Here is a 12319-nt window from a genome sequence, read left to right as displayed (position 1 = left end):
CTCAGGCGGCGCCCTCGCTCGGGCGCTTGTGGTAGGTGTCCACGTACTCCTGGCCCGAAAGCTCGAGGATCGAGTACATGACCTCGTCGGTTACGGAGCGGCGGATGGCCGACGACGAGTCCTGGCCCTCGTAGCGGGAGAAGTCCAGCGGGGCGCCGAACTTGATCTTGATCTTGCACACGTGCGGGATCTTCGAGCCGTCGGGCTGGATGCCCTCGGTGCCCCACAACGCGACGGGCACGACCTTCGCGCCGGTGGACAGCGCGAGCGCCGCGACGCCAGTGTGGCCGCGGTGCAGGCGGCCGTCGAGCGAGCGCGTGCCCTCGGGGTAGATCGCGAAGACGCCGCCGTTTTCCAGCACGCGCCGCCCGGCTTCCAGGGCGGCGAGGCCGGCCGACGCGCTGCCGCGCTCGACGGGGATGTAGCCCAGCGCGTCGAGCGAGTTGGCGATGAAACGGCCCTTCAGGCCCGTGCCGGTGAAGTACTCGGCCTTGCTGAGGAAACGCACCTTGCGCGGCGTGGTGAAGGTGATCACGCCGGTGTCCAGCGCCGCGCGGTGGTTGGCCGCGAGCAGCACCGGTCCGTCTGCCGGCACGTTCTCCACACCCTCGACCTCGGGGCGGTAGATCGTGCGGACCAGCGGGCCGAGCACGAAACGGACGAGCAGGGGCAGCAAGGGGTCTCCCTCCGGCGGACAGGTCGGTGGCACCAGCATGGCACGATCGGCCGATGAGCTGGTTCGAACGTCGCACCTGGCAGGAACCCGCGTGGACGCCCGCTGACATACTGGCGGCCAAGCGTGACCGCACGGTTTCCGTGGTGCTGCCGGCGCTGGACGAAGAGCGAACGGTCGGTGACGTCGTCGCTTCGGTGCGGCCACTGCTGGGCAACGTCGTCGACGAGCTGGTGGTGGTCGACTCCGGCTCCACCGACGCCACCGCCGAGGTCGCGGCCGCGGCCGGCGCGCGGGTGGTGCACCGCGAGGACGTGCTGTCCGAGCTGCCGCCGCGCCCCGGCAAGGGCGAGGTGCTGTGGCGGTCACTGGCCGCGACGACCGGCGACCTCGTGGTCTTCCTCGACTCGGACCTCGTGGACCCGGACCAGGCGTTCGTGCCGGCGCTGCTCGGGCCGCTGCTCACCGAACCCGGCGTGCACCTGGTGAAGGGCTTCTACCGGCGTCCGCTGCGGCTGGAGAGCACGGGCGGCGGCCGCGTGACGGAGCTGCTGGCCCGGCCGGTGCTGTCCGCGCTGCGCCCGGCGCTGGGCGAGCTCGTGCAGCCGCTCGGCGGCGAGTACGCGGGCACGCGCGAGTTCTTCGAGTCGGTGCCCTTCGCCGGCGGCTACGGCGTGGAGATCGGCCTGCTGCTCGACGCCGAACAGCGCTACGGCCTCGACGGGCTCGCCCAGGTCAACCTCGGCGTCCGCAAGCACCGCAACCGCTCGCTGCTGCAGCTGGGCGTGATGGCTCGGCAGATCCTCGGCACGGCCCTGGCGCGCTGCGGCGTGCCGACCGACGCCGACGCGCGGCTGACGCAGTTCGTGCAGGTGTCGGGGGAGTGGCTGCCCGACGTCAGCGAGATCCCCGTGCTGGACCGGCCGCCGATGGCGCAGGTGCGGGCCGCCCGTCCTCGAGGCTGAGCACGTGGTCGAAGCCGGCCAGGTGCTCAGGGCGGTGCGTCACGAGGACGACGGTTCCTTCCGCGTTCGCGAGAACGCGGGCGAGGACCTCGTCGCCGTGGGTTTCGTCGAGGCCTTCCACCGGCTCGTCGAGGACGAGGACCGGCGGGGCGGAGAGAACAGTGCGCGTGAGGACCAGGCGCTGGCGCTGGCCGCCGGAGAGGGTGGTGGCGTCGCGGTCCAGGGGGACGTCGAGGTCGGTGACGGTGCAGGCGTTGTGGAGGTCTTCGTCGGTCGCGCTTGGCGAGGCGATGAGGAGGTTTTCGCGGACGGTGGTGGCGAAGACGTGGGCGTCGGCGAGGGCGCCGGAGACCACCTCGGGGCTGGGGCCGTGGATCGGATGACCGTCCACTGTGGCCTGGCCGGACGTGGGTGGGGTGAAGCCGAGCAGCACGTGGAGCAGGGTGGTTTTGCCCGCCCCTGACGGGCCGAGCACGCCCAGCCGAGCTCCTGGTGGGAGGTCGAGATCGATGCCTTCGAGGGCGGGCCGGCGGCCCGGATACCGGACTGTCACGTTTTCCAGCTTCAGGTGACCGGGCCCGGTGTGTTCGGGAGTCTCCGGCGGGGTGTTCGCCAGCAGTTCGCGCACGCGGCCCCATGACGTCCGCAGCTCGGGGGCTCGCTGGGCCGCGGCGATCAGGGGCAGGACGATCTCGAACAGCGCCAGCACGGCCAGTGTCAACGCGGCGGTCACCGGCAGATTCGCGCCGGCCAGGAGAGCCACGGCTGCGGTCGTCGCGAGCTGGATGAAGGCGCCGGCAGCGGTCAGCGTCGACAGCCGGGTCGAGACGCTGCGGGCCCGCGCGGCGATCCCGTTGATCACGGTCTCGGCGGCTTTCGTCGCCTGAGGTTCGGCGCCGTGAGCCACGAGTTCGTGGCGGCCGGTGACCAGCTCGACCGTGCGTTCGGCCAGCTTCTGCCGAGCGGGCGAGGTGAGGGCCTGGCTCTTCGCCGTGACGCGTGCGGCCAGCCACGGCAGCAGCCCACCGGCGATGAGCAGGCCGGCCACGAGCACCGCCGCGGCGGAGAGACTCACGAATGCCGTGACCACGGTCAACGCCAGCCCGACGATTCCCGCCACCGCAGCCGGAAGTGCCAACCGCAGCACGGCGTCCTGCACGGCGTCCACATCGGACACCAGCCGCGTCACGAGGTCGGCGCCGGAATGTTCGGCGACGCGCCGCGGCACGAGCGCGCCGTACACCCGGGCCCGTAACGCGCCGAGATAACGCAGCACGACCTCGTGCCCGGCCAGGCGCTCGGCGTACCGCAAACCACCGCGAGCCAAGGCGAAAACGCGCACCGCCACGATCGCGACGGTCAGCGCGGCGAGCGGCGGCCGCTCGGCCGCCCGCATCAGCAGCCACGCCGCCGTGCCGGTCAGTGCCAGCCCGGAGATCTCGGCCCCGGCCGCGAGCAGGGCGGCTCGGAGCAGTCGCGCGACGTTCATCGGACCCCCAGCGGAACTCGGCCGCCCACGAGCGGGACGGAACGCGTGGCCATCGCGGCCAGCGCGGGGTGGTGCGCCACGAACAACGCCGTGCGGCCGGGCAGTAGGGACTTTGTCCCATCGAGCACGGCCTGTTCGGTGCGCCGGTCGAGCCGCGCGGTCGGTTCGTCGAGCAGCACGAGTCCGGCGCCGGTTCGAGCGAGCGCGCGGGCGAGGCCGACGCGTTGCCGTTGCCCCGCCGACAATCCCGCACCCAGCTCGCCGATGCGCGTCGCGTAGCCCTCGGGCAGCTCGGCAACGACCTCGTCGAGCGCGGCAGCGCGGGCGGCGGCGGGTACGTCGGCTCCGGAACCGAGTGCGATGTTCTCCGCGACGGTGCCGCTGAACAACGTCGGCCGCTGCGGCAGCCACGCCGTGTCGCGCAGCCAAGCCGCGTGGTCGAGGGACCGCAGGTCGACGCCGTCCACGAGCACCCGGCCGGTTGTCGGCGTGACGAACCCCAGCAGCACGGCCAGCAGCGTCGACTTCCCGGCACCACTCGGCCCGGTGATGGCGACGTGGTCACCGCGACCGATCACGAGGTCCGCTTCGGACAGTGCGGCGACCTCGCCGTAGCGCACGGAAACACCGTCGAGCTCGATCTCCGGCGGACCCGCCGGCCGGGTCACCGTGCCACCGCGCCGGGCCGGCAGGGGAGTGGCCAGGGCTTCGCGCAACGCCGTGAGCCCTTCGGCCGCCGCGTGGAACTTCGCCCCCGCCGCGCGCAACGGCAGGTACGCCTCGGGGGCGAGCACCAGCACGAGCATCGCCGTGTGCGCGGTGAGGGAGCCTTCGAGCAGGCGGAACCCGATGGGCACGGCGATCAGCGCGATCGACAGCGTGGCCACCAGTTCCAGGACCAGCGAGGACAGGAACGCGACGCGCAGCGTCCCCAGCGTCGCGTCGGCGTGCGCGTCGGCCATCGCGCGCACGTGCTGGGCTTGCGCGCGGGCGCGGCCGAACAACTTCAACGTCGGCAGGCCACGCACGGCGTCGAGGAAGTGCCCGCCCAGCCGTGTGAGCAGCGCCCACTGCCGTTCCGTGCGCGCCTTCGCGCGAGCCCCGACCAGGGCGGCGAACACCGGGATCAACGGCAGCGTGGCCACCACGATCAGCGCCGACGTGAGGTCCGTCGTGACCAGCCGCACCACCACGGCGACCGGCACGAGCACTGACGCGACGAGCGCCGGCAGGTAGCCGGTGAGGTACGCCGTGGTCGCGTCGACGCCCTTCGTGACCTGCGTGGTGACCACGCCCGCGTCGGCCGTCGACCCGAGCAGCCGTCGGCGCAACCCGGCCTGGGCGTCGGCCGCGAACCGGCCCGTGACCACGTTTTGCCCCAGCGTGAGCAGCACGCGCGCGCCCACGGCGACAAGGAGCGTGACGCCCAGGCCGCCGCCGGTGAGCAGCGTCGCGAGGCCTTCGGCCTGCAGGAGGACCACGCCGGCGGTCAGCGTGCCGAGGACTCCGAGCACGACCAGGTATCGGCGCGAGCCGGGCAGTGACGGCATTTCTTCCCCCTAGAAGTGCAGCAACGACTGCCGGTCGACGGGCCCGCGGTTCGCCCGCCAGGTCAGCCACTGCACAACCACCAGCACCACGAGCACGGGCACCGCGAACCACGCGAGCAGTCCCGCTGTCTCGGGCGCGGTGAAGGCGTCGGAAACGGTCAGCGCGTAACCGGGGTCCGAAGTGGACACCAGAATCGTCGGGAACCGCAGCGCGCCCACCACCAGCGCCGGGGTCGCCGACAGCAGCATCGCCGCGGGCAGCGCGAGCCGGTACCGCTTGGACCGCAGTCCGAACAGGACGGTCCCGAACGCGACGAACGCCACAGCCGTCACCGCGATCGCGGCCCACGAGATCGCCGACACCGCCAGCGCACCCCACACCGTGGCCACCACCAGGAACGTGCCGACCGGCGTCGCGAACGTCTTCGCGAACCGCCCCGCCCGGCCGGCGAGCTCCGCCGGGCCGCGCACGGCGAGGAACACCGCGGCCTGCAGCCCGAACAGCGCCACGAACCCGAGCCCCCACAACACGGCGTACGGATCGAAGAGCGCGAGCACGTCGTCGACCGGGTTGCCCTGGGCGTCGACCGGCAGGCCGAGCACGAGGTTGCCCAGGAACAGGCCCCACGCCAGCGTGGTCACGAGCGCGCCCGCCGTGATGCCGAACGACCACGGGCCGCGGCGCGCGTCGGGCCGGCGGCTGCGCAGCTGCACCGACGCGGTGAACGTCACGAGCCCCAGCAGCAGCGCCACCACCAGCACGTACGCGCCGGCGAACACCCGGCCCTCCAGGTGCGGGAACACGCCGAACAGCACCCCGACGGCGGCGATCAGCCACACCTCGTTGGCCAGGAAGAACGGCCCGAGCGCACCCAGCGCCCGCCGTTGCTTCGCCTCGTCGCGGCCGAGGCCCGGCAGCAGGAAGCCCACGCCGTAGTCGTAGCCGGCCAGCGCGAAGTACCCGCCGAGCAGCAGCCCGAGCACACCCCACCAGATGGTCGTCATCGTCAGACTCCGCTCAGTACGGGAAGTTCGGGCTCCGCGCGCGCCTCTTCCGGTTCGGGCCCGCGCCGCGCGACCCGCGACATCAGCACCCAATCGGCCAGGGCGAGTGCCGCGAACAGCACGCCGAACGCGATGAAGGAGAACAGGACCTGGCCGCCGGGCACGTCGGCGACCGCGTCGGCCGTGCGCAGCTTGCCCCAGATCAGCCACGGCTGGCGGCCGAGCTCCCGCACGAGCCAGCCGGCGATCGCGGCCGCGAACGGCAGCACGATCGCCGGGACCATCAGGTAGTGCAGGAACCTCGCCCGCATCAGCCAGTTGCGGATCAGCAGGATCGTGCCGGCCAGCGAGCACAGCAGCGCGACGAACCCGATCCCCATCATCACCGCCAGCGGCACCCCGACGGCGCTCTCGCCCAACTTGTCCGGCTGGTACTTCGCCAGCTCGCCGAACTGCTCGAAGCCCTGGTTGATCGTGACGATGCTGCCGATCAGCGCCGTGACCACGCCGAACCGCATCGAGCGGGTGAAGAAGTCGACCTCCGCGGTTCGCTTGAGGAAGTGGTACGCGCTCACGCCGGTCACGAAGAAGCCGCCGGTCATCAACGCGCCGCCGATGACGTGCGGCAGCGACGCCACGAGGGCGGGGTTGGTGAGCAGCGCGCCGAAGTCGTCGAGGTGCAGCTGCCCGCCCTGCAGGTGGCTGCCGACCGGGTTCTGCAGGAACGAGTTGGCGACCATGATGAACAGCGCCGACGCGTACGCGGTGAGCGTGACCAGCCAGATCAGCGCCAGGTGCAGCCACTTGTTGAGCCGGCCCCAGCCGAAGATCCACAGCCCCAGGAATGTGGACTCGAAAAAGAACGCCACCAGCGTCTCGATCGCCAGCGGTGCGCCGAATACGTCGCCGGCGAATGCGGAGAGCCCGGTCCAGGTGAGCCCGAACTGGAATTCCATCACGATTCCGGTCGCGATGCCCAGCGCGTAATTGATCACGTACAGCTTGCCCCAGAACCGGGTCATGCGGAGCAGTTGCGGAGTGCCGCTGATCGTCGCACGCGTCTGCATGACCGCTGTGACGGTCACTAAGCCCAGCGTGAGCAGCACGAACAGGAAGTGGAACGACGTCGTGGTCGCGAACTGGAGTCTCGCGATGGGTAAGGGGTCCATGGCGAGCGAGTGTATAGGTAGCGCGGCTACATGTAGCAGAGAAATCTAGGAGATCCGGGTCATTTCAGGGTTTTCCCCGGGTTCCCGGCGTGGAACGGGGGATTATGCTTCCGGGGACGACATGAGTAGACTGCCCACCTATGAAGGCGGACACGTTGCGCGGGCACCTCGACGCGCTGCTGCTGGCTGTGCTCGACGGCCGGAAGCTGCACGGTTACGCGATCATCGAGGCGCTCTCGCTGCGGAGTGACGGCGCGCTCGACCTGCCGACCGGGACCGTGTACCCGGCGCTGCGCAGGCTGGAGCGAGCCGGCTACCTGGCCAGCGAGTGGGACGTAGTGTCGGGGCGCAAGCGCCGCACCTACCGGCTCACCCGCTCCGGGCAGCAGGCGCTCGCCGCCGAGCGGGCCGAGTGGCGGGAGTTCACCACCGTGATCGGCGGCGTCCTGCGGGCGGAGGCATGACGGCGGGGGAGGTGCGTGTGAACGCGATCGAGGGGTACTTGACGGATCTCGACCGGCGGCTCGTCGGCTGCCGGTCGACGAAGGACGACCTGCTCTCCGAAGCACGCGACGGCCTGCACGACGCGGCCGACGCGTACCGCGAAGGCGGCTGGCCGGCCGAGGAAGCCGAGCGCCGCGCGGTGGCCGACTTCGGCGGCGTCGCGGTGGTCGCCGACGACTACCAGGCCGAGCTGTCCATGCACAGCGGCGTGCGCACGCTGTGGAAGCTCGTGCTCGGCGTGCCCGCGATGCAGCTTTCCTGGGACTTCGCCCGGATCCTCACCTTCGGCGACTGGACGAAGCTGTCGACCCCGACGCCCGAGTGGTACCGCGTGGCCACGCACTTCTCCCACGGTGCGGTGTTCGTGGTCCCGGCCGTGGGTCTTATCGCGCTGGTCTGCGCGCGCTGGCTGAGCCGTCGCGTCGACGGCGTTCGCCTGGCGCGCACGTGCGGGTACTTCATCGCCGGCGCTGTCGGCGTGAACCTCGCTTCGGTGCTCACTCTCGTGGTGGCGACGGGGTTCGTGGACGTCTCGCGGCTGTTCCTGTCCGTTCCGTGCGTGTTGCTGATGGTGGCGTATGTACTGCTGTCGGTGCGTCTGGTCGTGCTCGCGCGACGTTCCTGGGGCCGGTGTGCCACGATCGTGGCGTGACGACCGCGCTGATCTACCTCGTAGTCATGCTGCTGGTGGCCGCCGTGGTGTTCCTGCTCGCCGCCGTGGTGTTCGGCCGGGGCGAGGAGCTGGCCCCGCTGCCGCCGGGCAGCTCGCCCACGCGCCTGCCTGCCGAGGACATCACCGGCGAGGACGTGCGTCACGTGCGCTACCAGCTCGTGCTGCGCGGGTACAAGATGTCCGAAGTGGACTGGGTGATGCGCCGGCTCGGCGTGGAGCTCGACGAGCTGCGCGTCCGCGTCGCGGAGCTCGAAGCCGCCCAGCCGGAGCCGAGGCCCGCGGGTGAGTAGTGACCTGATCCTGTCCGTCGAGGTCGAGGCACCGGCGGGCACGACGTGGCTGGCGCTCACCGACTGGCCGCGCCAGAGCGAGTGGGTGCTCGGCACCACCGTGCGCGTGCTCGAGGGCAACGGACGCAGCGTCGGCTCGAAGATCGCGGCCACCACGGGGATCGGCGGCCTCGGGTTCACCGACACCATGGAGGTCACCGCGTGGGAGCCGCCGCTGCGGGTGACCATGCGCCACCTTGGCAGCCTCGTGCGCGGCACGGCGGCGTTCCAGGTCGTGGCCAACGGGCCGACCCGCTCCACGTTCGTCTGGGCCGAGCACCTCGACCTGCCGTTCGGGCTGATCGGACGCCTGGGCTGGCCCGTGGTGCGCCCGGCGTTCTCGCTCGGGGTGCACCAGTCGATGAAGCGGTTCGCGAAGTTCGTGCAGGATTATTCGGTCGGTGAGCGGTGACCGAACTGCTGGGCCAGGACGGCGTCAAGCGCTGCTCCTGGGGGAACTCGACGCCGGACTACACCGCCTACCACGACGAGGAGTGGGGCAAGCCGCTGCACGGTGAGGCCGCGCTGTACGAGCGGCTGTCGCTCGAGTCGTTCCAGTCGGGACTGTCGTGGATCACGATCCTGCGCAAACGGGAGAACTTCCGCAAAGCGTTCCGCAAGTTCCAGCCGGCGAAGGTCGCGCGCTTCGGCGACGCCGACATCGAGCGGCTGATGGCCGACGCCGGCATCGTGCGCAACCGCGCGAAGATCCTGGCGGCCGTCAACAACGCGCGCGCGATCGCTGATCTGGATGTGCCGCTCGACGAACTGCTGTGGTCGTTCGCCCCGGCGAAGCACAAGCGGCCGCGGACGATGGCCGACGTGCCGGCCGTGACCGACGAGTCGAAGGCGATGGCGAAGGAGCTGAAGAAGCGCGGCTTCGCGTTCCTCGGCCCGACCACTTGTTACGCGCTGATGCAGGCGACCGGCATGGTCGACGACCACGTCTCGGGCTGCTTCCGGGCGAACCGCTCGTGAGTGTTCCGTCCGGTTTTGGCCGGACGGAACACCCAGGCGGACTACTTGCCCTGGAAGTTCGGCTTGCGCTTGCCGACGAAGGCCTCCACCGCCTCGGTGTGGTCGGCGGTGGCGCCGAGCGCGGTCTGGGCCTCGTCCTCGGCCGCGAGCGCTTCGTCCAGAGAGGACTGCGCGGAGACAGCGAGCACGTGCTTGATCTTCGAGTACGCCACCGTCGGGCCGGCGGCCAGCTTCGCGGCCACGGCCTGGGCGCGCGCGGCGAGTTCCTCGTCGGACACGACCTCGCCGACCAGGCCGATGCGTTGCGCCTCGGCGGAGTCGACGGTGCGGGCCAGCAGCATCAGCTCGGCGGCCCGGCCGAGGCCGATGAGCCGCTGCAGCGTCCACGACGCGCCGGAGTCCGGGCCGAGCCCGACGTTCGCGAAGGCCATCAGGAACGACGACGACTCGGCGGCGATCCGCAGGTCGCTCGCGTAGGCGAAGGCGGCGCCCGCGCCGGCGGCCGTGCCGTTGACCGCGGCGATGACCGGCTTCGGCATGTCCACGATGGCCTTGACGATCGGGTTGTAGTGGTCGCTCACCGTGTGCAGCGGGGCCGGGTCGTTCGCCTGCAGCAGCCCGACGTGTTCCTTCAGGTCCTGTCCCGCGCAGAACGCCTTGCCCGCTCCGGTGAGCACGATCGCGCGCACGTCCGCGTCGTCGGCCGCGGCGCGCAGCTCGGCGAGCAGCCGTTCCTTGAGCTCGACGGTCAGCGAGTTGTACGCCTCCGGCCGGTTCAGGGTCAGGGTGCGCACGCCGTCGGCGTCGGCGGTCAGGAGGACGTCGGGTGTGGTCACTGTGGTGCTCCTCTTGGCGTAATCGTGGGTCCTCCGCCGAGTCTTTCAGCCCCGCGTGGCGCATACCAGCACCGATACGGCGGCAAATGATCGGTCCGCGTTCGCGCCCGGCCGCTGATGAGGGACAATGGGGGTCAAGACCCGGCTGGCATGGGAGTGCGCGACCCGGGCGCGCCGGTTGAGACGGAGGGAGCACGCTATGGCGGCCATGAAGCCCCGGACCGGAGATGGTCCCCTCGAAGTGACCAAGGAGGGGCGGGGCCTCGTGATGCGGGTGCCATTGGAAGGTGGCGGCCGTCTCGTCGTCGAGCTCTCCGCGGAAGAAGCGAAGGACCTCGGCGCAGCACTTCAGGAGGTCACCGGCTGATTCCGGCTCCCCTCCCCATCCACTCACCGAACCCCGGTCTCCTCATGGAGGCCGGGGTCGCGGTTCATCTGCGCCCGAAGGTTGCTCACTGTGCGTAACTCGCTACCGCCTGTCCCGACCAAACTGCCCGAGATCGAGGTCGCCGACGCGTTTCGGCGCGGGGCCCCGCAAGTGGTGCTGGCGCTTTCGTCCGCAGAGGTGGAACTCGGCGGGGTGAAGGCGACCGGCAAGGCAGGTGACGTGCAGGAAGTCCCGGCCGACGGCGCGGTGCGCTGGGTCGCCGGCCTCGGCGCGGGCGAACCGCGCGACTACCGCCGGGCGGGGGCGGCGCTGGCGCGCGCGGTGTCCTCGGTGGACCAGCCGGTTCGGACCGTCCAGGTGGGGCTGCCCGAGGACGTGTCCGCCGCGCACGTCGGCGAGCTCGCGATGGGCTTGTTCCTGGGCGGCTACCGGTTCGTCGTGACCACAGAGGACCCGAAGCCCGCGGTGCAGACCGTCCGGCTGGTGAGTCCTTCGGCCGCGGCGTACGCAGACGAGGTCGCCCGCGTTCGTGAGCTCGCGGCCGCCGCCGCGCTGACGCGGGACCTGGCCAACGCACCGTCGAACATCAAGAACCCCGCGTGGCTCGCGAACACCGCCGCGAAGGTCGTCGGCTCGGCCGCGGTGACCGTGAACGTGCGCGACGAGAAGTGGCTCGCGGACAACGGCTTCGGCGGCGTGCTCGCCGTCGGCGGCGGCTCGGATTCCCCGCCGCGCCTGATCGAGCTCGAGTACCGCCCGCGCGGCGCCAAGACTCACCTGCTGTTCGTGGGCAAGGGCATCACCTTCGACACCGGCGGTCTGTCGGTCAAGCCCGCCGACGGCATGCACCTCATGCGCACCGACATGGCGGGCGGCGCGGCCGTGATCGCCTCCGTGCGCGCCATCGCCGCGCTGGGTCTGGCGGTGCGCGTGACGGCGTTGGTCCCCGCCGCCGAGAACCACGTCTCCGGTGGTTCGTACCGCCCCGGCGACATCGTCCGCCACTACGGCGGCCGCACCACCGAGGTCGGCAACACCGACGCCGAGGGCCGCATGGTCATGGCCGACGCGCTCGCCTACGGGATCCACACGTACAAACCCGATCTCGTCGTGGACGCCGCCACCCTCACCGGCGCCATGAAGGTCTCGTTGGGATTGCGCACCGGCGGCCTGTTCTCCACCGACGACGCCCTGGCCGCCCGCGTGATCGAAGCGGGCACCCGCGCCGGCGAATCCTGGTGGCGCATGCCCCTGGTCGACGACTACGCCCCCGGCATCGAAGGCGAACTCGGCGACGTCCGCCAGGCCCCCGGCGGCCCCGGCGGCATCATGGCCGCCCTCTTCCTCCGCGAGTTCACCGCCGGATTGCCCTGGGCCCACCTGGACATCGCCGGCCCCGCCCGCGCCGACAAGACCTACGACGACGTGGTCCCCGGCGCCTCCGGCTTCGCCGCCCGCACCCTGGTGGAACTGGCCGCCTCCTACTCGGCCTAGCCCCCAAGCCCCACGCCTCGCCCCAATGCGGCGTCGGGTGCACCCAACGCACCCAAACGCCGCACCGGGGCACTTTGACGACCCCACCAACCGCCACCCACCTGCCCGAATCACCCCCCACTCAGGCCGCGTCCACCCTCGCAACCGCCACCCACCCACGCGACGGAACCTGCACCCAGCCCCACCCCGGCACCCCGATCCGAAGCCTCCTTGCGGCCGGCGACGTGTTGTCAAGGCACGCTTTCCCGCCTTGACAACACGTCACC

The 12319-nt window shown here is 71.3% G+C and carries 14 protein-coding genes; 8 read left to right on the top strand and 6 right to left on the bottom strand.

Features of this window, described 5'->3' with window-relative positions; all coding sequences use genetic code 11:
* Nucleotide 1 precedes the first annotated feature (1 nt).
* Entirely contained in the window at nt 2-676 is a 675-nt protein-coding gene (locus AB0M56_RS41775; RefSeq protein ID WP_364186600.1) for a lysophospholipid acyltransferase family protein, read from the bottom strand.
* Nucleotides 677-729: 53 nt separating this feature from the next.
* Between AB0M56_RS41775 and AB0M56_RS41770 the strand changes: the two genes are divergently transcribed.
* The gene (locus AB0M56_RS41770; RefSeq protein WP_364186597.1) at nt 730-1638 is read left to right on the top strand and encodes a glucosyl-3-phosphoglycerate synthase; all 909 of its coding nucleotides are present in this window, start codon (nt 730-732) and stop codon (nt 1636-1638) included.
* Here AB0M56_RS41770 and cydC read toward each other — a convergent pair.
* The 4 genes from cydC to AB0M56_RS41750 are packed head-to-tail and all read right to left on the bottom strand — an operon-like array spanning nt 1571 to nt 6851.
* Nucleotides 1571-3127 (bottom strand): thiol reductant ABC exporter subunit CydC, encoded by a 1557-nt coding sequence (gene cydC / locus AB0M56_RS41765; RefSeq protein ID WP_364186595.1) that lies wholly within the window; start codon nt 3125-3127, stop codon nt 1571-1573. The genes AB0M56_RS41770 and cydC overlap by 68 nt on opposite strands.
* Nucleotides 3124-4677, bottom strand: a complete 1554-nt coding sequence (cydD, locus tag AB0M56_RS41760) for a thiol reductant ABC exporter subunit CydD (protein WP_364186593.1) — start codon at nt 4675-4677, stop codon at nt 3124-3126. Before cydD ends, cydC begins: the two co-directional genes overlap by 4 nt.
* Before the next feature lie 9 nt (nt 4678-4686).
* The gene (locus AB0M56_RS41755) at nt 4687-5682 is read right to left on the bottom strand and encodes a cytochrome d ubiquinol oxidase subunit II (protein WP_364186592.1); all 996 of its coding nucleotides are present in this window, start codon (nt 5680-5682) and stop codon (nt 4687-4689) included.
* Nucleotides 5683-5684: 2 nt separating this feature from the next.
* Nucleotides 5685-6851, bottom strand: a complete 1167-nt coding sequence (locus AB0M56_RS41750; protein ID WP_364186590.1) for a cytochrome ubiquinol oxidase subunit I — start codon at nt 6849-6851, stop codon at nt 5685-5687.
* Nucleotides 6852-6991: 140 nt separating this feature from the next.
* Between AB0M56_RS41750 and AB0M56_RS41745 the strand changes: the two genes are divergently transcribed.
* Genes AB0M56_RS41745 through AB0M56_RS41725 form a run of 5 tightly spaced genes read left to right on the top strand, consistent with a single transcriptional unit; the run spans nt 6992 to nt 9335 of the window.
* Nucleotides 6992-7315, top strand: coding sequence for a helix-turn-helix transcriptional regulator (locus AB0M56_RS41745; RefSeq protein WP_220246405.1), 324 nt, complete (start codon nt 6992-6994; stop codon nt 7313-7315).
* A gap of 17 nt (nt 7316-7332) precedes the next feature.
* Nucleotides 7333-8007 carry a permease prefix domain 1-containing protein gene (locus AB0M56_RS41740; protein ID WP_364186589.1) on the top strand — a complete coding sequence of 225 codons (675 nt, stop codon included), beginning with the start codon at nt 7333-7335 and terminating at the stop codon, nt 8005-8007.
* The gene (locus AB0M56_RS41735; RefSeq protein ID WP_220246407.1) at nt 8004-8318 is read left to right on the top strand and encodes a DivIVA domain-containing protein; all 315 of its coding nucleotides are present in this window, start codon (nt 8004-8006) and stop codon (nt 8316-8318) included. Before AB0M56_RS41740 ends, AB0M56_RS41735 begins: the two co-directional genes overlap by 4 nt.
* Entirely contained in the window at nt 8311-8769 is a 459-nt protein-coding gene (locus tag AB0M56_RS41730; protein ID WP_364186587.1) for an SRPBCC family protein, read from the top strand. Before AB0M56_RS41735 ends, AB0M56_RS41730 begins: the two co-directional genes overlap by 8 nt.
* Nucleotides 8766-9335 carry a DNA-3-methyladenine glycosylase I gene (locus AB0M56_RS41725; RefSeq protein ID WP_364186583.1) on the top strand — a complete coding sequence of 190 codons (570 nt, stop codon included), beginning with the start codon at nt 8766-8768 and terminating at the stop codon, nt 9333-9335. The genes AB0M56_RS41730 and AB0M56_RS41725 overlap by 4 nt, the downstream gene beginning before the upstream one ends.
* A gap of 41 nt (nt 9336-9376) precedes the next feature.
* On the opposite strand, the gene AB0M56_RS41720 is transcribed toward AB0M56_RS41725, so the two are convergent.
* Nucleotides 9377-10171: an enoyl-CoA hydratase-related protein gene (locus tag AB0M56_RS41720; protein ID WP_364186581.1), complete on the bottom strand. Its 795-nt coding sequence runs from the start codon at nt 10169-10171 to the stop codon at nt 9377-9379.
* A gap of 199 nt (nt 10172-10370) precedes the next feature.
* Here AB0M56_RS41720 and AB0M56_RS41715 point away from each other — a divergent pair, with 199 nt between their 5' ends.
* Both AB0M56_RS41715 and AB0M56_RS41710 read left to right on the top strand, forming a co-directional pair.
* Nucleotides 10371-10538 carry a DUF3117 domain-containing protein gene (locus AB0M56_RS41715; RefSeq protein ID WP_005155393.1) on the top strand — a complete coding sequence of 56 codons (168 nt, stop codon included), beginning with the start codon at nt 10371-10373 and terminating at the stop codon, nt 10536-10538.
* A 90-nt stretch (nt 10539-10628) separates the two neighbouring features.
* A complete protein-coding gene (locus tag AB0M56_RS41710; RefSeq protein WP_364186579.1) occupies nt 10629-12053 on the top strand; it encodes a leucyl aminopeptidase family protein in 1425 nt (474 codons plus the stop codon).
* The last annotated feature ends 266 nt before the right edge of the window (nt 12054-12319 follow it).

This window comes from Amycolatopsis sp. NPDC051372 (genome assembly GCF_040682095.1).
In the GTDB taxonomy this organism is placed as follows: domain Bacteria; phylum Actinomycetota; class Actinomycetes; order Mycobacteriales; family Pseudonocardiaceae; genus Amycolatopsis.
Note: the sequence above shows the minus strand (reverse complement) of the source record. Positions and strands in the feature narration are given on the sequence as shown.